Origin of the sequence: Dactylosporangium sp. CA-139114, from assembly GCF_050955725.1 — a bacterium.
Classification (GTDB): Bacteria; Actinomycetota; Actinomycetes; order Mycobacteriales; family Micromonosporaceae; genus Dactylosporangium.
Map to the genome: position 1 here is coordinate 6,017,456 of NZ_CP192080.1, position 18,874 is coordinate 6,036,329.

19 protein-coding genes are annotated in these 18,874 nt (G+C 73.3%); 14 read left to right on the forward strand and 5 right to left on the reverse strand.

Annotation, left to right across the window (positions count from 1 at the left end):
- Positions 1 to 4: 4 nt before the first annotated feature.
- Entirely contained in the window at positions 5 to 442 is a 438-nt protein-coding gene (locus ACQP2P_RS26585) for an ATP-binding protein (protein ID WP_433605158.1), read from the forward strand.
- Between the two features lie 33 nt (positions 443 to 475).
- On the opposite strand, the gene ACQP2P_RS26590 is transcribed toward ACQP2P_RS26585, so the two are convergent.
- Entirely contained in the window at positions 476 to 1,951 is a 1,476-nt protein-coding gene (locus ACQP2P_RS26590) for a DEAD/DEAH box helicase (protein WP_433605160.1), read from the reverse strand.
- A 195-nt stretch (positions 1,952 to 2,146) separates the two neighbouring features.
- Here ACQP2P_RS26590 and ACQP2P_RS26595 point away from each other — a divergent pair, with 195 nt between their 5' ends.
- Positions 2,147 to 2,725 carry an Rv0361 family membrane protein gene (locus ACQP2P_RS26595; protein ID WP_433605162.1) on the forward strand — a complete coding sequence of 193 codons (579 nt, stop codon included), beginning with the start codon at positions 2,147 to 2,149 and terminating at the stop codon, positions 2,723 to 2,725.
- A gap of 200 nt (positions 2,726 to 2,925) precedes the next feature.
- Here the strand turns inward: ACQP2P_RS26595 and ACQP2P_RS26600 are convergent, their stop codons facing one another.
- Positions 2,926 to 3,810: an SDR family oxidoreductase gene (locus ACQP2P_RS26600; protein ID WP_433605164.1), complete on the reverse strand. Its 885-nt coding sequence runs from the start codon at positions 3,808 to 3,810 to the stop codon at positions 2,926 to 2,928.
- Positions 3,811 to 3,899: 89 nt separating this feature from the next.
- Here ACQP2P_RS26600 and ACQP2P_RS26605 point away from each other — a divergent pair, with 89 nt between their 5' ends.
- From ACQP2P_RS26605 to ACQP2P_RS26620, 4 genes are all read left to right on the forward strand, one after another.
- Entirely contained in the window at positions 3,900 to 4,466 is a 567-nt protein-coding gene (locus ACQP2P_RS26605; protein ID WP_433605166.1) for a TetR/AcrR family transcriptional regulator, read from the forward strand.
- A gap of 74 nt (positions 4,467 to 4,540) precedes the next feature.
- Positions 4,541 to 5,047 carry a SigE family RNA polymerase sigma factor gene (locus ACQP2P_RS26610; RefSeq protein ID WP_433605168.1) on the forward strand — a complete coding sequence of 169 codons (507 nt, stop codon included), beginning with the start codon at positions 4,541 to 4,543 and terminating at the stop codon, positions 5,045 to 5,047.
- Positions 5,044 to 6,201, forward strand: a complete 1,158-nt coding sequence (locus tag ACQP2P_RS26615) for a hypothetical protein (RefSeq protein WP_433605170.1) — start codon at positions 5,044 to 5,046, stop codon at positions 6,199 to 6,201. The genes ACQP2P_RS26610 and ACQP2P_RS26615 overlap by 4 nt, the downstream gene beginning before the upstream one ends.
- A 19-nt stretch (positions 6,202 to 6,220) precedes the next feature.
- Entirely contained in the window at positions 6,221 to 7,090 is an 870-nt protein-coding gene (locus ACQP2P_RS26620) for an alpha/beta fold hydrolase (protein ID WP_433605172.1), read from the forward strand.
- A 32-nt stretch (positions 7,091 to 7,122) separates the two neighbouring features.
- On the opposite strand, the gene ACQP2P_RS26625 is transcribed toward ACQP2P_RS26620, so the two are convergent.
- Positions 7,123 to 7,353 (reverse strand): hypothetical protein, encoded by a 231-nt coding sequence (locus tag ACQP2P_RS26625; RefSeq protein WP_433605174.1) that lies wholly within the window; start codon positions 7,351 to 7,353, stop codon positions 7,123 to 7,125.
- Between the two features lie 7 nt (positions 7,354 to 7,360).
- Between ACQP2P_RS26625 and ACQP2P_RS26630 the strand changes: the two genes are divergently transcribed.
- Together ACQP2P_RS26630 and ACQP2P_RS26635 are read left to right on the forward strand one after the other, a co-directional pair.
- Positions 7,361 to 9,850: a WYL domain-containing protein gene (locus ACQP2P_RS26630; protein WP_433605176.1), complete on the forward strand. Its 2,490-nt coding sequence runs from the start codon at positions 7,361 to 7,363 to the stop codon at positions 9,848 to 9,850.
- Positions 9,851 to 10,055: 205 nt separating this feature from the next.
- Positions 10,056 to 11,663: a cellulase family glycosylhydrolase gene (locus ACQP2P_RS26635; RefSeq protein WP_433605178.1), complete on the forward strand. Its 1,608-nt coding sequence runs from the start codon at positions 10,056 to 10,058 to the stop codon at positions 11,661 to 11,663.
- 218 nt (positions 11,664 to 11,881) lie between these two features.
- Here ACQP2P_RS26635 and ACQP2P_RS26640 read toward each other — a convergent pair whose 3' ends face one another.
- On the reverse strand, positions 11,882 to 12,466 hold the full coding sequence (locus ACQP2P_RS26640; protein WP_433605180.1) for a TetR/AcrR family transcriptional regulator: 585 nt from the start codon (positions 12,464 to 12,466) through the stop codon (positions 11,882 to 11,884).
- A gap of 175 nt (positions 12,467 to 12,641) precedes the next feature.
- On the opposite strand from ACQP2P_RS26640, the gene ACQP2P_RS26645 reads away from it, so the two are divergent.
- Together ACQP2P_RS26645 and ACQP2P_RS26650 are read left to right on the forward strand one after the other, a co-directional pair.
- Positions 12,642 to 13,124, forward strand: a complete 483-nt coding sequence (locus tag ACQP2P_RS26645) for a pyridoxamine 5'-phosphate oxidase family protein (RefSeq protein ID WP_433605182.1) — start codon at positions 12,642 to 12,644, stop codon at positions 13,122 to 13,124.
- Positions 13,125 to 13,446: 322 nt separating this feature from the next.
- Complete coding sequence (locus ACQP2P_RS26650) at positions 13,447 to 15,543, forward strand: ThuA domain-containing protein (RefSeq protein WP_433605184.1); 2,097 nt, start codon at positions 13,447 to 13,449, stop codon at positions 15,541 to 15,543.
- A 70-nt stretch (positions 15,544 to 15,613) separates the two neighbouring features.
- Here ACQP2P_RS26650 and murJ read toward each other — a convergent pair whose 3' ends face one another.
- Complete coding sequence (gene murJ, locus ACQP2P_RS26655; RefSeq protein ID WP_433619278.1) at positions 15,614 to 17,098, reverse strand: murein biosynthesis integral membrane protein MurJ; 1,485 nt, start codon at positions 17,096 to 17,098, stop codon at positions 15,614 to 15,616.
- Between the two features lie 58 nt (positions 17,099 to 17,156).
- On the opposite strand from murJ, the gene ACQP2P_RS26660 reads away from it, so the two are divergent.
- The 4 genes from ACQP2P_RS26660 to ACQP2P_RS26675 all read left to right on the forward strand — a co-directional run bounded on the left by ACQP2P_RS26660 (position 17,157) and on the right by ACQP2P_RS26675 (position 18,826).
- A complete protein-coding gene (locus tag ACQP2P_RS26660; protein WP_433605186.1) occupies positions 17,157 to 17,300 on the forward strand; it encodes an NUDIX domain-containing protein in 144 nt (47 codons plus the stop codon).
- A gap of 126 nt (positions 17,301 to 17,426) precedes the next feature.
- Positions 17,427 to 17,807 carry a DUF1622 domain-containing protein gene (locus tag ACQP2P_RS26665; RefSeq protein ID WP_433605188.1) on the forward strand — a complete coding sequence of 127 codons (381 nt, stop codon included), beginning with the start codon at positions 17,427 to 17,429 and terminating at the stop codon, positions 17,805 to 17,807.
- Positions 17,804 to 18,076 carry a hypothetical protein gene (locus ACQP2P_RS26670; protein WP_433605190.1) on the forward strand — a complete coding sequence of 91 codons (273 nt, stop codon included), beginning with the start codon at positions 17,804 to 17,806 and terminating at the stop codon, positions 18,074 to 18,076. Before ACQP2P_RS26665 ends, ACQP2P_RS26670 begins: the two co-directional genes overlap by 4 nt.
- A 9-nt stretch (positions 18,077 to 18,085) precedes the next feature.
- Positions 18,086 to 18,826, forward strand: a complete 741-nt coding sequence (locus ACQP2P_RS26675) for a siderophore-interacting protein (RefSeq protein ID WP_433605192.1) — start codon at positions 18,086 to 18,088, stop codon at positions 18,824 to 18,826.
- Positions 18,827 to 18,874: the final 48 nt, after the last annotated feature.

The following is an 18,874-nucleotide window of genomic DNA, read 5'->3' on the forward strand; positions in this document are numbered from 1 at the left end:
CCTGGTGACGACCTTGACTGTGTCCCCGCCACCGCCGGTGACGACGGAGCTGCGCCGGTGGGTCATCGCCGATGTGGCCGAGCTGCAGGCGCTGCGCCAGGCGCTGCTGGACACGCTGACGACCCGGCACCTCATCACGGCCCCCGCGCTCGACGACCGGGCCGACCGCGTGCTGCTCGTCGCGTCGGAGCTGGCGACGAACGCGCTCGTGCACGGCCTGCCGCCGAGCGTCGTACGCCTCCTGCTCGCCGACGGCTGCTTCGTGCTCGACATCGCCGACCACGACATGCAGGCGTTCCCGCAGCTGCGTGACGTCGAGCCGCTGGACTCGGGCGGCCGCGGCCTGCACCTGGCCCGTCAGCTGTCGCTGGACGTCGGCTGGTACGCCACCGACGACGCCAAGCACATCTGGGCCTCGTTCCCGGCGGTGACGGCCGACTGACCGGCGCTCAGCCGGGCGCCGGGACCAGGGCCGTCAGCGCCCGCCGCGCCGCCCGCCGACCCGGGACCGTGCGGAGAACGCCGCGGCGCTCGAGGGCGCGGCGGTCGCCGTGGCGCGGTTGCCGCCGCCGCGACCGGTTGCCGCCGTCTTCGGGGCGGTGTCCCGGGCCGTGGTGCGGGCCTTGGTGGCGGTCTTGGCGCCGGTGTTGGCGCCGGTGTTGGGGCGGCGCGGGCCGCGGCGCGGCCGCGACTGCGCCGCGGCCGAGGGCGTCTCGGCCGGTGGGGGCGGTGGCGGCGCGAAGGTCCGATCGCCCGGGGCCAGCCGGACCAGGTGCGGATCGCCCGGGCGCAGGCGCACCGTGGCGGCGGAGATGCCGGCCTTGCGCGTCAGCTCCCGCACCTCGTCGACCTGGTTGTCGGTCATGAGGGTCACGACCGTGCCCTGGGCGCCGGCACGGGCGGTGCGCCCGGAGCGGTGCAGGTAGGCCTTGTGCTCCACCGGCGGGTCGGCGTGGATGACCAGCCTGACGTCGTCGACGTGGATGCCGCGGGCCGCGATGTCCGTCGCGACCAGGGTCGACACGGTGCCGTCGGAGAACGCGGTCAGGTTGCGGTTGCGGGTCGGCTGGCCGAGGTCGCCGTGCAGCTCGACGGCGCGCACCCCGGCGGCGACGAGCCGGCGGGTCAGCACCTTCGCGCCGCGCTTGGTGCGGGTGAACACGACGGTGCGGCCGGGCGCCGCGGCGAGGTCGGCCAGGACCTCGAACCGTTCGTCGGCGCGCACGTGCAGCACGTGGTGCTCCATGGCGCTGACCGGGGACAGCGCCGAGTCGGCGGAGTGGGTGACCGGGTCGGTCATGTACCGCCGCACGAGCACGTCGACGCCGGCGTCCAGGGTGGCCGAGAACAGCAGGCGCTGGGCGCGCGGCGGGGTCAGGTCGAGCAGGCGCCGCACCTCGGGCAGGAACCCGAGATCGGCCATATGGTCGGCCTCGTCGAGCACGGTGATCTCCACCGCGTCGAGGCGCGCGTGACCGGCGCGCACGTGGTCGGCGAGCCGCCCGGGGCAGGCCACGACGATGTCGACGCCGGCGCGCAGGCCCGCGATCTGCGGGTTCGGCTTCACGCCGCCGAAGATGATCAGCGTGCGCAGGCCCAGCGCCTCGGCCAGCGGGGCCATCGCCGCCTGGATCTGGGTGACGAGCTCCCGGGTGGGCGCGAGGATGAGGGCGCGCGGCCGGCCGGGCTGCGGCCGGGAGCGCTGGGCGGCCAGCCGGGTCAGCAGCGGCAGGACGAACGCGTAGGTCTTGCCCGAGCCGGTCCGGCCGCGGCCGAGCACGTTGCGCCCGGCCAGGGAGTCCGGCAGCGTGGCCGCCTGGATCGGCGTCGGCCGGGTGATCCCGGCGTCGGCGAGGATACCGCTGAGGGTGGCCGGCACGCCGAGTTCTGCGAACGTCGTGGCTGCGGGCGCTGTGGGGGCTTGCGTAAGCTTCGGGCGGCGGGCCGCCATACAGTCTCCGAACGTGAAGGGTGGCCGGGACACTACACCGGCGGAAGTGCCTGGGGACCAGATGCCTGCCAGGCAACACCTGGAAGGATAGCACGTCGCCCGGCCCGTCGGCGTCCCGCCCCGCACGGCCGGCGCGGGGCGCCGACGGTCGCCGCGCAAAGTCCCGCCGGTCGATCGGCTGTATACGATGTGCCGGTGACGCACCCGGGGGGACCGCCCGAACCGCAGCCCTACCCGCAGCAGCCCTACCCGCAACCCTACGAGCAGCCGGTGCGGGACCCGCTGACGCAGCAGTACCAGCCGCCGGTCCCATGGGCGACGCCGCTGCCGCCCCCGGCGACGCAGCAGCGCGGCGGCACGGTCGCGCTCATCGGCATCGGCGGCCTCCTCGCGGTCATCGTGCTCGTGGTCGGCGGCTACTTCGTCTTCCAGAAGCTTTTCGTCGACACCCCCACCGAGGTCGTCCAGGCGTACATCGACGAGGCCCGCAAGGACCACCCGGACCGCGACAGGATCGCCGGCATGCTGTGCAAGAGCGAGTCGGACAAGCTGAAGCGGCAGACCGACACCGGCGCGTCGGGCACCGCACCGGGGCGGAACCGCATCCTCGACTGGCACGTGACCGGCGAAACCGTCAGCGGGGACACGGCGGTCGTCTACACCAGCTACACGATCACGTCGGCCGGGAGCAGCGGCCGCACGACGGACGGGCAGCTCGCCCTGGATCTCGTCAAGGAGAACCGGGCCTGGAAGATCTGCGACTTCCAGGCGTAGGAGCAACGGCCGCGACCCGGTCAGCCCGGTCCGGCCGTGCCGGTGCCGTGCCGGCCCGGCCGGCGCGCGAACGCGGCGCTGGACGCCGACGGCGAGTCACGGCCCGGCTCACGGACGGAGAACAGCCTGGCGACGCTCACCCGGCGTAAGAACCGCTGGACAGCCACCGATCCGACTCCGGAAACCGCAAACCGAGCGGGTCAGCGGCGCAAGTAGGAGCCGGCGTCGAGGTCGGCGAGCAGGCCGGGGTGGGTCGGGGTCCAGCCGAGTAGCTCCCGCGTGGCGTCGCTGGACGCGTGGGAGTCGAGGCCGAAGAACGCGCCGATCCAGCCGAAGTGTGCGGCCGCCTCCTCGGCCGGGATCGACTTCACCGGCAGGTCCAGGCCGCGGCCGATCGCCCCGGCGATCTCCCTCGTGGGCACGCCCTGCTCGGCGACGGCGTGCAGCACCGATGCGGCCGGCGCCTTGTCGAGGGCCAGGCGGACCAGCGCGGCGGCGTCGAGGCGGTGGACGGCCGGCCAGCTGCCGCCCTCGCCGATGTAGGCCGAGACGCCCCGCTCGCGGGCCACGCCCACCAGGACGGACACGAAGCCGTGGTCGCCGTCGCCGTGCACGGTCGGGGCGAAGCGGATGACGCCGCTGCGCACGCCGCGCTCGGCGAAGGCCAGGGCGGCCTGCGCGTTCGCCATGCGCGGGTGGCCGACCGGGTCCGCGAAGTCGCGCTCCGTCGCGGGGTTGCCGGGCAGGCCGGCGACGCCGGAGGCGATGAGCAGCGGGCGGTCCGAGCCGGCCAGGGTCTCGCCGAGCGCGGTGATCGCGGCGAGGTCGGTCCGCGTGGCGTCCGCCATGCGGGAGAAGTCGTGGTTGTAGCCGAGGTGGACGACCCCGTCGGAGTCGGCGGCGCCGGCACGCAGGGCGTCGAGGTCGTCGAGCGTGCCCCGGCGCACCTCGGCGCCCAGGTTCGCGACGGTCGCGGCGGCCGCGTCGGAGCGGGCCAGGCCGACGACCTGGTGGCCGGCCCCGAGGAGCTCGGCGGTGACGGCGGAGCCGATCCAGCCGCTGGCGCCGGTGACGAAGATGCGCATGGCAGTCCCCTTACGAGACGATGTCACTTGATGACATCAGAACGCTAGCACAGTCATGTCATCGTGTGACATGGCTTAGGATGTGTGACGTGGGACGCTGGGAGCCGGATGCGCGGGGCCGCCTCGGGGAGGCGGCTTTGCAGCTGTACGTCGAGCGCGGTTTCGAGCAGACGACCGTCGCCGAGATCGCCGCCCGCGCCGGGGTCACCGCGCGCACCTTCTTCCGCCACTTCGCGGACAAGCGCGAGGTGCTCTTCGCGGGCTCCGAGCGGCTGCAGCGGGGTCTGGTGGAGGCGCTGGAGTCGGCCCCGGCGTCGGCGACGCCGCTCGAGGCGGTCGTGGCCGCTCTGGACACGGCGGCCGAGTTCCTCGGGCGCCACCACGCCCACGCGCGGCGGCGGCACTGCGTGATCATGGCGAACCCGGAGCTGTACGAGCGGGAGCTCATCAAGATGGCGACCCTGGCGGCGGCCCTCGCCGACGGGCTGCGCCGCCGCGGCGTGCCCGAGCCCGACGCGACGCTGACCGCGGAGACGGGGATCGTCGTGGTGCGGGTCGCCTTCGGCACCTGGGTGAGCCGGCCCGAGCCGAGCGACCTCGCCGCGACCATGCGCGAGACCCTGGCCCGGATGGCGACGGTCACCTCCGGCACGTGACCCTGGCGGGTAAACCTTTTCCGGGCCGCCGGACTCGAAGGGGGTGGATCGGCCCAGGGAAGGGGACCCACCACGTGCACCCGGACAGGGAACAAGCGTTTCTGCAGTACGTCACGAGCCGCAAACAACGGCTCCATCGCGTCGCGTATCACCTGCTCGGCGACCGGGACCGGGCCGACGACGCGGTGCAGCACACGCTGACCGTGCTCTACCAGCGCTGGCCGCGCATGCACGAGGTCGGCAACCTCGACGGGTATGTCCACACCATGGTCGTCCGCGAGTGCCTGCGGGACCGCAGGCGCTGGCTCGCGCGCGTGCACCTGCGGGCCGCGCCGCCCGACGTCCCGGTCGCGGCCGCCGACCCCGAGATCGAGCAGCGGATGCTCCTGCGGGCGGCGCTGCGGGAGCTGCCCGACCGGCAGCGGACCGTGCTCGTGCTGCGATTCCTGTGCGATCTTCCGGTACTCGAGGTCGCCGACCTCCTCGGTCTCGCCGAGGGCACCGTGAAGGCGCACACCGCCAAGGGCCTCGACGCCCTGCGCCGCCGCCTGGACACCGCGACGACGAGGAGCCTGGCATGAACGAGAACCCGTTCACGATCCTGACCCGGGAGCCGGTCCCGGACAGCCGCGTCGACGAGCACGCCGTGATCGCGCGCGGCCGGGCGCGGGTGCGCCGCCGCCGGGCCCTGACCGCCGCCGGGGCCGGCCTCGCCGTCGCGATCGTCATCGGCGCCGTCGCCCTCGCCCAGCCGCGCCCGCAACCCCGGCCCACCCCGGTGGGCCCGACGCCCTCGCCGTCGGTCTCCGCGTGCGGGGCGGAGCCGCTGCCCGATCTCGGCCCGGCGGCGTGGGTGGTGGTCGACGGCTCCGGGCGGTACATCGCCGCCAGCCACTCCACCGGCGACATGCCGGTGGTCGTGTCCGGGCCGGGCGGGACGCGCACGTTCACCGCCGTGCCCAGGATCTTCGTCGCCGCCGTCAACGGCAGCGGCACGGTGGTCGGCAACGTCGAGAACGACAGCGACGCCGACGGGTACGTCATCGACGCCGGCACCACCGTCGCGCTCGGCCGCCCCAAGGGCGCCCTGAACGTCCGGGCCCAGGCGGTGAACGACACCGGCGACGTGGTGGGCGACGCCCGCATGCCCGGCAACACCTTCCACGCCGTCGTGTGGCGGCACGGGCAGTGGAGCCGCCCGCAGCTGCTGCCGACGCCGGGCGGCGAGCAGTCCTCCGCGTACGGCATCGCCGCCGACGGCCGCATCGTGGGCAGCGTGGGCGCCACGCCGCAGCCGTACCTGTGGTCGCCCGACGGCACCGCCAGGCCCCTGCCCGCGCCCACGGGCAAGCCCGGCGGCATGGCGGTCGACATCGCCGGGGACTGGGCGGCCGGCCCCGTCAACTACGTCGCCAACTCGGTGCTGCAGCCGAACGGCCGGCGAGCCGCGAGGCCGCCGATGACCTGGGCGCGCTGGAACCTGCGCACCGGCGAGGTCGTGCCGATCGAGCAGAGCCCGCCGACCGTGGGCACGGCCGGTCTGCTCACCGACGGCACAGTGGTGTTCTCCGATACCCGGACCGTCACCCTGTGGACGGAGGCGGGCACCACGCCCGTGCCGGCGCCGGAGGACGTCGGGCGCTGGCTGGTGACCGGCGCCTCGCAGCGCGGCACGCTGGTCGGCATCGCGATCGACAGCGACCAGCGCGCGGCCTTCCGCTGGGCCTGCCGCTGAGCCGCTCTACGATGGCGGGGTGCTCATCGAGTTGGCGGACGGGCGATCACTGGAGATCGCCGTGGCCGGGCCGCGGGACGGGCGCCCGCTCGTGCTGCACCTCGGGACGCCCTCAGGGCCTCACACGATGCCGTCGCTGACGGAGCCGGCCGCCGAGCGCGGCCTGCGCACGATCGTCTGCGGCCGCCCCGGCTACGCGGGCTCCACGCCGCGGCCGGGCCGGCGGGTCGCCGACGCGGCCGGGGACGTGGCGCAGGTGCTGGACCGGCTCGGGCACGACGAGTTCGTCACCCTCGGCTGGTCCGGCGGCGGCCCGCACGCCCTCGCCTGCGCGGCGCTGCTGCCGGCCCGGTGCGCCGCCGCGGCCACCCTGGCCGGCCTCGCGCCGCACGACGCGACCGGACTCGACTGGATGGCCGGCATGGGCACGGAGAACATCGTCGAGTTCGGCGCGGCCATCGCCGGGCCCGAGACGCTCGAGACGTTCCTCGGCCGCGAGGCGTCCGCCCTGGCGAGGGTGACCGGGTCCGAGGTCGCCGCGGCGCTGGGCGACCTCATCGCGCCGGTCGACGCCGCCGCCCTCACCGGCGAGCTGGCCGAGTCCGTCGCCGCCGGATTTCGTTCGGCCGTCTCCAGCGGTACGGCCGGCTGGCGCGACGACGACCTCGCGTTCGTGCGCCCGTGGGGCTTCGACCTCTTCGCCATCGCCACGCCGGTGCGGGTCCGGCAGGGCGGCCAGGATCGCATGGTGCCGCCGTCGCACGGCGCCTGGCTCGCCGCGCACATCCCCGGCGCCCGGGCCCGCCTCGACCCGGAGGCGGGCCACCTGTCCCTGCTCCAGGACGCCGGGGCGATCCTCGACGACCTCCTCGAAGCCGCGCACTGGTGACGCCGCGCCGCGCCAACCGCAGCGTCTGAGCTTCACCGGCTCGCGCGGCCGGTTCGTATGCGTTCGATGTGGCCGCAGTAGCACTCGAGGTCGAGCAGCACGCCGGTGTCGGTGTTGCGCAGGCTGCGGATGCGGCGCTCGGACAGCAGCATGCGGGATCGGTGGGCGGGGCAATCGATGACGAACATGGTTTCAGCCTGCGCCCGGCCGCCGCCCGCCAACAGTGGCAGACCTGCATGGGATCGCTGGATTTCTGCCATCATGGGTGGCGTGGGTACCCCGTTCACGAGCGTCGCCTCGTATGTGGCCGACGGCACCGGCGCGCTGGGCATCGGCATCGTCAGCGAGATCTTCGGCTTCGACCGCCGGCATCGGGGCAGCCCCGGGTTCGACTTCGCCGTCTGTGCCGACCGGCCCGGCCCGGTGCGGACCGACAGCGGGCTCCAGGTGGTGGTCGAGCACGGCCTGGACCGGCTCGCCCGCGCCGATCTCGTGCTCGTGACCTCCTGGGACGCGTTCGAGCTGGAGCCGGCCCCGGAGGCGCTGGCCGCGATCCGCGCGGCGTACGAGCGGGGCGCGACCGTCGCCGGCTACTGCACCGGCTCCTACGTGCTCGCCGCGGCCGGGCTGCTGGACGGGCGGCGGGCCACCACGCACTGGCGGTGGGCCCCGGCCATGGCCGAGCGGTTCCCCGCCGTCACGGTGCTGCCGGAGGTGCTGTACGTCGACGAGGGCCGCATCGTCACGGGCGCGGGCGGCGCGGCCGGGGTCGACATGTGCCTGTACCTGCTGCGCCGCGAGTACGGCGCCGCGGTGGCCAACGAGATCGCCCGGGACATGGTCGTGCCGCCGCACCGCGACGGCGGGCAGGCGCAGTACGTGACGGCGCCGGTGCCGGTCGACTGCGACGACGAGCGGCTGGCCGGGGTGCTGGCGTGGGCCCGCGACAACCTCGACCGCCCGCTGACCGTGCAGACGCTGGCCGGCCGGGCGCTGATGAGCCAGCGCTCCTTCGCCCGCCGGTTCGCGGCCGCCACCGGCTCGACGCCGCAGGCGGACGGTGGCCGCCCGGCTGTCGCGGCGGGGCGGCGACGGCCCGGCGGCCTGCGGTCGCGCCAGTCGTCATCGTCACCACCCCGTGCGCCGTACCAGAAGGAACCTCCAGCATCGGTGCCCGGCCGCCGGAGCGCACGGGCCGCGGCCGGCAACCTCACGGCGCCGCGATTGCCGACGACCGGCAACGCCGGCGCTGAGCGCGGCGACGGTCTAGTGCTGCTGCCGGGCGATCGCCTCGGCGCTGACCGGTGTGAAGAGGTTGACCAGCGTTCCGTCGGGGTCGCGCACCAGCAGCGATCGGTTGCCCCAGGGCATTGTGGTCGGCTCCTGCACGAACTCGCCGACCGTCTCGCGCAGCCGGGTGAACTCGGCGTCGACGTCGTCCACGCGGAACTCGATGATCGCCGTCCGGTTGGCGGCCGGCTCGGCCGAGCCTTCGCCGAAGAGCTTGACCGTGGCGGTGCTGCCGATCGCCAGCGTCGCCCCGGGCAGGACGATCTCGGCGAAGTCGGGTGTGTACCGGCGGGCGGTCCGGCCCGTGACCTGCTCGTAGAACTCGACGAGACGGTCGAGCTGGCCGGTGATGATGCGAACCGACGCGAATTTCATGACGTTGCTCCTCCTCGCGGGTTGGTAGGCAAGACGCTAGGCCCGATACCGGGCACGATCCGCCCGGTATTGAGGAAGAATCCGACCATGACACGGCCGACCGCACGAGTGCTCGCCCTCCTCGAGATCCTGCAGGCCGGCGGCACGCACACCGTCTCCGGCCTGGCTGCACGCCTCGGCGTCGACGAGCGCACCGTGCGCCGCTACGCCGAACATCTGCTCGACCTGGAAGTGCCGGTCGAATCGGTGCGCGGCCGCTACGGCGGATACCGGCTGGCGCCCGGATTCCGGATGCCACCGCTCATGCTCACCGACGAGGAAGCCCTGGCCGTCCTGCTCGGCCTGGTGGCGGGCCGCCGAGCCGGCCTGGTGCCGGCATCGCGGGAAGCGGCCGCAACCGCAGCCGCCAAGGTGCGCCGGGTGCTGCCCAAAGGGCTGGCCTCCCGGCTCGACGCCCTGTTGGCGAGCACCGACTTCACCGCACCGGAGCGTGAGGCGCCGACGCCGGAGGCCTCGGTCATGCTGCGGCTGGCGGAGGCGACGCGGCAGCACCGGCCCGCACGCATCGGCTACATCGACCGCACCGGACGCCGCAGCGAGCGCACCGTGCATCCCTACGGGCTCGTGACGCACTCCGGGCGCTGGTACGTGACCGGCACCGACTCCGCGTCCGGAGAACTGCGGACCTTCCGGCTCGACCGCATCGCCGAGGTACGAATCGCGCACGGCACCTTCGCGGTGCCCGAGGGCTTCCAGCCCGCCGACGTCGTGCTGACGAGCCTGGCCGGCACGCCGTGGCGGCATCAGGTCACCGTCGCCGTGCGGGGCACCGCCGACGAGGTACGGGCGCGTCTGCCGCACGGCCTCGCCGGCGTCGAACCCGATGCCGACGCCGGCCCGGACTGGGTCCTCGTCCGGCTGCGGGCGGAGCGCCTGGACTGGATTCCCGGCGTGCTGGCCGGGCTCGGACTGCCCTTCGTCGTGCGGGAGCCGGCGCAGCTGCGCGACATCGTGCGCGCGTGGACGGACCGCGTCGCCGGGTGTGCGGTCGCGACGTCTCCCCAGGAGGCGATCGCCGCCTGGGGACCGAGGTGATCCGGTGTGGCTACCCGAAAGATGCAGAGCCGGTTTAGGGCCGTCGCCGGCAAACCGGCTGGTCCGCGGCCCGCGCGGCCACGCGAACATGGTCGTCGAAGCGCGTCGATTGACACCCCTCGCGCCCATGGCAACACTCCTCGCCAGGTTCGGACCGGAGACGCCGCCACGTCCGGCGCTCGAGACCGTACGAGAGGAAAGCCGCATGAGTTCGACAGTCAGGAGGGCCGGGCTCGCAGTCTTTGCCGCCACCCTGGCCCTCGCCGCAGCCGTGTACGGCGTGACGAGGCCGACCGCGGCCAACGCCGCGGCGCAGCTGACCGCTCCCCAGCTGGTCGCCGACATGGGTGCCGGGTGGAATCTCGGCAATCAGCTGGAGGCCAGCGCCAACGGCATGCCCAGCGAGACGGCCTGGGGCAACCCGGTGATCACTCAGGCCCTCATCGACCGGGTGAAGGCATCGGGCTTCAAGACGATTCGCATCCCGATCTCGTACCTGGGCAAGATCGGGGCCGCCCCGAACTACACCGTCGACCCGGCCTGGCTGAATCGGGTCCAGGAGGTCGTCAACTACGCCTACAACGCCGGCTTGTACGTGCTGATCAACATGCACGGCGACGGCTACAAGAGCGTGACCGGCTCCTGGCTGATCTGCGACGCATCGGATCAGACCACGATCAAGGCCAAGTATCAGAAGGTCTGGCAACAGGTCGCGACGAAGTTCGCGAGCTACAACGATCACCTGATCTTCGAGTCGATGAACGAGGAGTTCGACGGGCAGTACGGCAACCCGACCCAGCCGTGCTACTCGAACATCGTCGCCTACAACCAGATCTTCGTCGACACCGTCCGGCGGACCGGCGGCACCAACGCCTCGCGATGGCTGCTCGTCCCGGGCTGGAACACCAACATCGAGTACACGACGGGCGGCTACGGCTTCTCGCTGCCCACCGACGCCTACCGGTCGTCCTCCATCCCGAGCGGCGAGCAGCGACTCATGATCTCCGTGCACTACTACGACCCGTGGGATTTCACGGGCCAGGAGGACGGCAACATCACGCAGTGGGGTGCGGCCGCGACCAACCCGGCCAAGAAGTCGACCTGGGGCCAGGAAGACTACATGGACTCCACGCTGAAGAAGATGTACGACACCTTCGTCACCAAGGGCTATCCGTTCTTCGTCGGCGAGTACGGCTCGATCGACAAGACGTCGGCCGACCCGGCGAACAACACCTACCGCGCGAACTTCGCCAAGGCACTGGTCGCCACCGCGAAGAAGTACGGCGGGGCGAGCGCCTACTGGGACAACGGCTACAACGGCCAGTACGGGTTCGGCCTGTTCAACCGCAGTTCCAACACCGTGACCCAGCAGGGCATCATCAGCGCCATCATGACCGCCGTCGGCGGCACGTCCCCCAGCACCCCGCCGGTCACGCCGTCCCCGTCCAGGACGCCCGGCTCGCCGTCGCCCACGCCCTCGGCGAGCAGCCCGGGCGGCAGCGGCGCCTGCCGGGTCGTCAACGCGGTCAGCGCGTGGAACACCGGCCTGACCAACAGCATCACCATCACCAACACCGGCAGCGCCGCCATCAACGGCTGGAGCCTGGTCTTCACCCTGCCCGCCGGGCAAAGCATCACCGGCGGCTGGAACGCTACCTACTCCCCGATCAGCGGCACGGTGACCGCGACCAACGCCAGCTACAACGGCAGTCTCGCGCCGGGCGGCTCCGCCACCATCGGCTACCAGGCCAGCCACACCGGCAACGCCGCCGCCCCGACCGGCTTCAAGCTCAACGGCTCCACCTGCGGCTGAACCCCGACCGGGCCGGACGGTGCATCGTCCGGCCCTGCCGGGCCGCAGCGCCGTCCATCACCGCGGGCATGGATCCGCCGGGGCTGGGGTGACGTCGTGTCCGCCGGGTTCAGGTCGCCCTGGCCTGGCTGCTGCGGCGCTCGCCGAGCTGCACACCATCGGTCGCTGATCAGCGAACCATGCGCCGAGTGCATTCCTCCGGCGCGGGCAAGACAGTCTCACGCCAACTCGCCGGAGTGCTCCCGGCGCAGCCCGTCCAGCACGAGGGTGATGACGTCGTCGGCCTCGGACCGCCAACCGGGGCGGTCATGGGCCGCGCCGATGCCGTGCAGCGCCATCATCACGGCACCGGCACCCACGTCGTCGCGAACGGCGCCGTCCCGCACGGCGGCGGCCACCAGGTCGGCGACAGCCTGCTCCAGCGCCCGGCCGCCCTCGGCCAGGGCACCCGAGCGACCGGCCATGAGCGTGGCCAGCGTCCGGGCCAGGCCCTTGTGGGCATCCATGTGGTCGACCATGCCGCGCAGGAAGGTCGCCAAAGCCTCCGCCGCGGGCAGCGTGGCCTGCAGCCGGCGGGCGCGGTCGCACAGCGCGGCGACCTCCCCGTGGTAGACCCCCTCGGCCAGCGCCTCCCTGGTGGGGAAGTGGCGGTACAGCGTGCCGGTGCCCACCCCGGCCCGGCGGGCGAAGTCGTCGAAGCGCAGGTCGAAGAAGTCGCCGGCGTCGAAGACCTCCCGGGCCGCGGCGAGCAGGGCCTCGCGGTTGCGGCGGACGTCGGCCCGCAGCGGCTTGTCGGCGGTCATGCGCTCCCTCGCGTTGACAAATGGAGATGACCTCCAAATCGATCCTACCCCGAGGGGTGACGCGAAGATCCTGATGTTCGGCCGGGGCGTGATCGCCGCTGTCTGCGCCCGGGTGCCGCAGCAGGCGAGATCCGCGGAAATGTGGGTACCGCGGCTGCGGACACGCAGATGCGGCATGAAGGGCTGGGCAGCGGTGGGCATCATCACGGAGGACATGCGGAAGATCATCGAGAGCGCGCGGCTCGCGTTCGTGGCGACGGTCTGCGAGGACGGCTTCCCGAACCTCTCCCCGAAAGGCTCCCTGCGCGTCTACGACGATGACCATCTCGTGTTCATGAACATGGCCTCGCCCACGACGGTGGCGAACCTGCGCCGCGACCCCCGGCTCGAGGTGAACGTGGTCGACTTTCTCCTGCGGCGTGGCTATCGCTTCCGGGGAAGCGCCGAGCTGCGCGGCGAGGGCGATCCCGTGTACGCATCGTCCCGCCGGTGGGTCCTGGACACCCACGGCCCCGACTATCCGTGTCACGAGGCAGTGCTGATCCAGGTCGACCGGGCGCTGCCGGTGGTCTCGCCCGCCTACACGTTCGGGCACTGGAACGAGGACGACCTGAAACGGGCGTGGTCCGACAAGTACGGCCTGCCGCATGCGCGCTAGAGCGTCAGCGGCGTAGCCCTGGCGCGGCCGCGGCGTGACAGCCACCTGGCCTTCTGCCGCATAGCGAGCCACTTTTGCTCGAACGAGTGAAAGTTATTGAGAAATACTAATTACTTTTGTTCTGCGCTACGATTCTGCCGATCGCGCGTTCAAGGTCATCGTTCTCCAGCCCCCACACCCCCCGGGACGCTTCGAAGCAGCGACGCGACCGGCGAGCCGGCTACACCCTGGCCCCCCTCCCACGGTGGGTCCGCCGCTCGCCCGCGCGCCTCGCTCGTCGAGGCCGCCTTCCGCGTCCCCACACGGAACTGGAAGGAAGTGCATGTCCAGCCAACCTCCGACCGCCCACGAGGCCAGAGACCCTGGTCGTCGTCTGGTCCGCTGCCTGGTCGCCGTCGCCCTGCCGGTCGCGTCCATCTCGGCCGGGTCGCTCGTGCTCGCCTCATCGGCCTGGGCCGCGCCGGCCAGCGCGCCGGCCACGCTCACCCCGGCTGTCGCCACCGGCACCAACACCTGGTACCGGGGACCGGTCACGCTGAACCTGTCCGCGACCGACGGGGTCGGCGGCGTACAGCGCCTCGAATACCGCCTCGGCAACACGGCACCCTTCCAGACCGCGGTGGCCGCCGGCGCCCCGTACCCCGCCGCGCTGGCCGGGTCGGTGCAGATCACGCAGCAAGGCTCCACCGCGGTCGGGTACCGCGCCGTCAGCGGTGACAACTCGGTCGAGACGACCCGCACCATCACCGTGCGGATCGACACCGTCGCCCCGGTCGTCAGCTGGCCCGGCATCGTCGCCGGGAAGGTCGGCCACACCGCCACGCTCATCCCGACCCGGACGGATCCCGCTCCCGGCTCCGGCGGCGTCTTCATCCAGAAGATGTGGATCGACCAGACCGAGACGACCCCGCTGCCGGTGAAGACCTCGACCCTGTCGACGGGCGCCCACACGGTCAGCGTGGTGGCCAGCGACGCGGCCGGCAACGCGGCGCGCTTCGACCAGACGTTCGTGGTGACCACGTCGTTCGGCGACCTCGGCACCCTCATCGACGGCTTCGCGAGTGACGGCGCGATCGATGCCGGCCTCGCGGCCGACCTGCACGCCAAGCTGGACGAGGCGGCGAGCCTCGCCGGGGCGGGCAACGCCAACCAGGCGAAGCGAGCCCTCAACCAGTTCGTCGCCACCGCCCAGGGCGGGTCGAAGTCCGGCCCGGTCCGCGACACGCTCGTCGGCGATGCCCGCTACCTGCAGCAGCAGGTCGCCGGTGCGCTGCCGGGCGATCCGGAGACCGGCATGATCGTCACGCCCGTCGCGGGGCCCGACCCGATCGCGCCCGTCGTGCCGCTCGCGGCGTCGACCAACTTCCCCGGGGCCAAGTTCCGGATCCTGTACTTCTCGGCCACCAAGGGCTTCCGGCACGACCACATCCCGGACACCGCACTGCTCGTGCAGCAGTGGGGTCAGCAGCACGGGTTCGACGTCGACATCTGGGACCCGCGCCTCGCCCCGGCGTCGCTGGCGAGCACGCCGTTCACCTCGGGTGCCGACCTCGCGAAGTACAAGACCATCGTCTTCTCCTCGCCGGTCGACGGGACCAACGCGAACAGCCCGGCGAGCGCCGACGCGCTCAACGCCGCCGAGCTGGCCGCGTTCCAGGAGTACATCCGGGCCGGCGGCGGCTACGTCGCGCTGCACGGCGCGTCCGACGCGATCCACAACGTCCCCTGGTACCGCGACCTGGTCGGCGCGTGGTTCACCAACCACCCGGGCGGGCAGAACGGCGAAGGCACCTGTGGCAGCTGCATCAACGTGCGGGTCAACACCGAGGACAGCACGAACGCGGCCACCGCGCACCTGCCGAAGACCTGGCTGACCATCGACGAGCTGTACAACTTCGACCACAACCCGCGGGCCGAGGTGCACACGCTGCTGAGCCTCGACGAGGAGTCGTACCGGCGCAGCCTCAACAGCGGCAACGCCGCGACCAACCCGCTGCCGCTCATGGGCGGCGACCACCCGATCGCGTGGTGCCAGGAGTACGACGGCGGCCGTGAGTTCTCGCTCATCCTCGGCCACGACCGGGCGCAGTACAGCCGCGACCCGTTCACCCGGATCCTGCTGGCCGGCATCAACTGGACGGCCGGGCAGAGCGACGCGAACTGCTCGACCTTCCGGCAGACCCGTGCGTTCATCACCTCCGGCGCCCTGACGCCGGAGTCCGCCACCGCTGCCGCCGCGCTGCTCGACGACGCCCAGGCGGCCTACCTGCGGCAGGACTACACCGCCGCCGGCACGTCGCTCAACAAGATCACGGCGATCACCGGTTCGCCCGCCGCGGGCAGCGGCGAGGCGCGCGGCGAGCTCGACCGCCAGGTCCGCCAGCTGCGGAGCTGGATGTCGTCCCTGAAGAAGTCCTGACCCGTGCCGCCGCCGGCCCACCGCGTGGGCCGGCGGCGGTCAGGGCCGATGCGATCAGGTCGTCGGGGGCTCAGAAGCGCAGCTGCCGCAGTTCCGTGAGGCGCAGCGCGGCCGCGACAGCCAGGTAGAGCACGAGCCCGACCAGCCCCGCGAGCACCGCCGTCATGACGCCGCCCGCGAGCGCCGCGCCCACGCCCGCCACCGCCGCCGCGACGAGGACCTTCGCGTGGGTGCGCACGATCCGGTGCCCGTCGATGCGGCCCAGGCGGCGGCGCAGCACGAGCGCGGTCGCGACCAGGCCGACCGTGTAGGCCGCGGCGTAGGCGAGCGGCACCCCGACCACGATGTCCGCGGCCGGCAGCAGCCACGTGGCGGCCGCGCAGCCGGCCACGCCGACGATGCTGACCACCGCGGCGATCAGGGCCGGCGACCGCGTGTCCTGCAGCGCGTAGAAGCCGCGCTGCAGGATCGTGTACGCCGCGAACGGCAGCAGCGCCGGCCCGAACGCGGCCACGACGACGCCGAGCATGGTGACACCGCGGCCCTCGCCGAACACGAGCGCGGCGAAGGGCCTGCCCAGCACGAGCATGCCCACGGCGGCCGGCGCCAGGGCGACGGCCGCGACCCGCACCGCGAGGGACAGGTCGCCGATGACGCGCTCGTGGTCGCGGCGGGCGGCGCTGCGGCTGAGGCGGGGCAGCATCGCGGTCATCACCGACATCGCGATGACGGCGACGGGGACCTGGAAGATCGCGTACGCGGTCTGGTACGACGTGACCCCGCCGGGCCCGCTCAGCGACGCCGCGCGCGTGGCCGCCGCGAGCATGACCTGCGCCCCGAGGACCGACAGCAGCACCCACGCGCCGAGGCGGCCGATCCGCCGCACCGCGATGCCCCGCGGGTCCAGGTGCAGCCGCAACGGGAAGCCGCTGCGCGCGAGCGCGAACACCACGAGCGCGGTCTGGCCGACGACGCCGGCGGTCGTTCCCAGTGCCAACAGCATCAGGTGTACCGTCATGAGCCCGTCGATGCTTGTGCTGCCCCCGATCGCGAGGTACACGCCGCCGACCGCGATCACGATGAGGCTGTTGACGAGCGGCGCCCACGCGGGCGCGGCGAACCGCCCGCGCATGTTGAGCACGGCCCCGGCCGTGGCCCCGACGCCGTAGGCCAGGATCTGCGGCAGGAAGTACCAGCTGAACACCACGGCGAGGTGGCGCTGCGGGCCGGTGAAGCCCGGCGCGAGGGCGTCCACGAGCCACGGCGCGGCGACGACGGCCACGACGGTGACGAGGCTCAGCCCGTACACCATGAGCGACAGCAGCCGTTGCGCGTACACGACGCCGTCGTCGGCCTCGGTGACCGCCGCCCGCGCGAGCAGCGGCACGACGACACTGGCCATCGCCCCGCCGACGACGAGCTCGAAGACCGCGTTGGGCAGCGTGTTGGCCACGTTGTACGTGTCCAGCAGCCGGGTCCCGAGCCCGAGCGCCGCGATGAGCACCCCGATCCGCGCGAACCCCGCGACCCGTGACACCGCGGTCGCGATCGCCATCCCCCGCCCGGCACCGCGCAACGAATCCATGCCTGTTCTTAGCAGATATCGTCCATGGATGAGTCTCCGTCTGGCGGCGTACGCGCTGTGCATCGAGGCCGACCGGGTCCTGCTCGCCCGCTGCGGCCCGGTGTGGACCCTGCCCGGCGGCCGCGTCGAGCCCGGGGAGGACCCTTCGACGCCGGTCTCGGCCTGGCGCTGACGATGCCCGCCACCGGGCACGTCGCCGCGGTCCCGACCGGCGGCCTCGTGCAGCACTGAGCCGGGGAAGGTCCGGCACCGCGCCCCGGAAGTGTGGATCGGGCCCGCGGCGGGCAACCGGCACGGCATGGACAACCTGTTCGGCGAGGCGTGGCTGGCCTCGGCCGTCGATCTGCTCGTCCGGATCGTCGAGGTCGCCGGTGCGATCGTCATCTTCGTCGGCGCGCTCGTCGCCTTCGGGCGGTTCGTGGTCGCCGCGGTCCGCACCCGGCGCACCGAGAGCTTCGTGCCCATCCGGCTCGGCCTCGGCCGGTTCCTGGCGCTCGGCCTGGAGTTCCAGCTCGCCTCGGACATCCTGCGCACCGCGATCGCGCCGACGCTGCGCGAGATCGGCGAGCTCGCCGCCATCGCCGCGATCCGCACCGCGCTCAACTACTTCCTGAGCCGCGAGATCAAGCAGGAGCGGGCCGAGCTGGGGCGCCGTGACGCGGACGGCTCGCTGGGATGAGTGTGCTGCTGGGGTACGCCGCGCTGGGCTGCGTCGCCGCCGGGCTCGTCACCGGCGCCGTCGCCCTGGCGCTGGGCCGGGACGTGCGGGAGGCGCTGCGGACGGCGCTGGACTTCTGGCTCGCCGCCGGGCTGCTGCGCCTGAGCGGGGCGCCGCACTGGGAGCCACTGCTGGTCGCCGCGACGATCCTGGCGATCCGGCAGCTCGTCGGCTGGTCGCTGCGCGGGCCCGGCCGCGTGGAGCGGGCCGTGCCGCCGCCCGGTTGTTAGGCTCGCGGGGTGACGTACCCGCGGCGCACCCTCCGGCCGAATCTGCCGGCGCGGGTGCGGGAGGTGCGCGACGTCACCGGCTCGATGCGCGAGATCGACCTCGTCGGCCCCGACGTGCCCCGCCTGCGGGTCCGGCCCGGGGCCCACCTCGTGGTGCGGGTCCCCGCCGACGACGGCGAGGCGCGCCGGGTGTACTCCGTCTGGCGCCACGACCCCGCGAGCTCCCTGCTGTCGCTGCGCATCGCCCTGCACGACGCCGGCGGCCCGGGCTGCGCCTGGGCCCGCAAGACCGAACCCGGCGACCGCGTCACGCTCGAGCCGCCGCGAACGAAGATCACGCTGGACGACTCCGCGGCGTTCCACGTCTTCGCCGGGGACGAGACGGGTGCCGTACCCCTCCTGGCCATGCGAGCCGCGTTGCACCGCTCGGCACCGGGGCGCCCGGTGATCGGCGTCTTCGAGTCCGCGAGCGAGTCGGACGAGATGCCGGGCTTGCCCGGCGTGCCGGCGCTGCCCTGGGTCCACCGGGGCCGGGCGTCCGCGGTCGCGTCCCGGGTGCTGCTGCGCGCCGTCGCCGCTCTGGACCTGCCCGCCGGCTCCGGCGCGGCGTACCTGGCCGGCGAGAGCGAGACCTGCCGCCTCCTGCAGCGCGTGCTCATCGAGCAGCGCGGCTTCTCCCGCCGCAGCGTGCACACCCAGCCCCAGTGGCAGCCGGGCCGCCCCGGCTTCGGCGCCGGCACAGACGACTGACAGAAAGCGGCGGCTCGGAACGCGACCCCGGAATGCGATCGTCCGAAC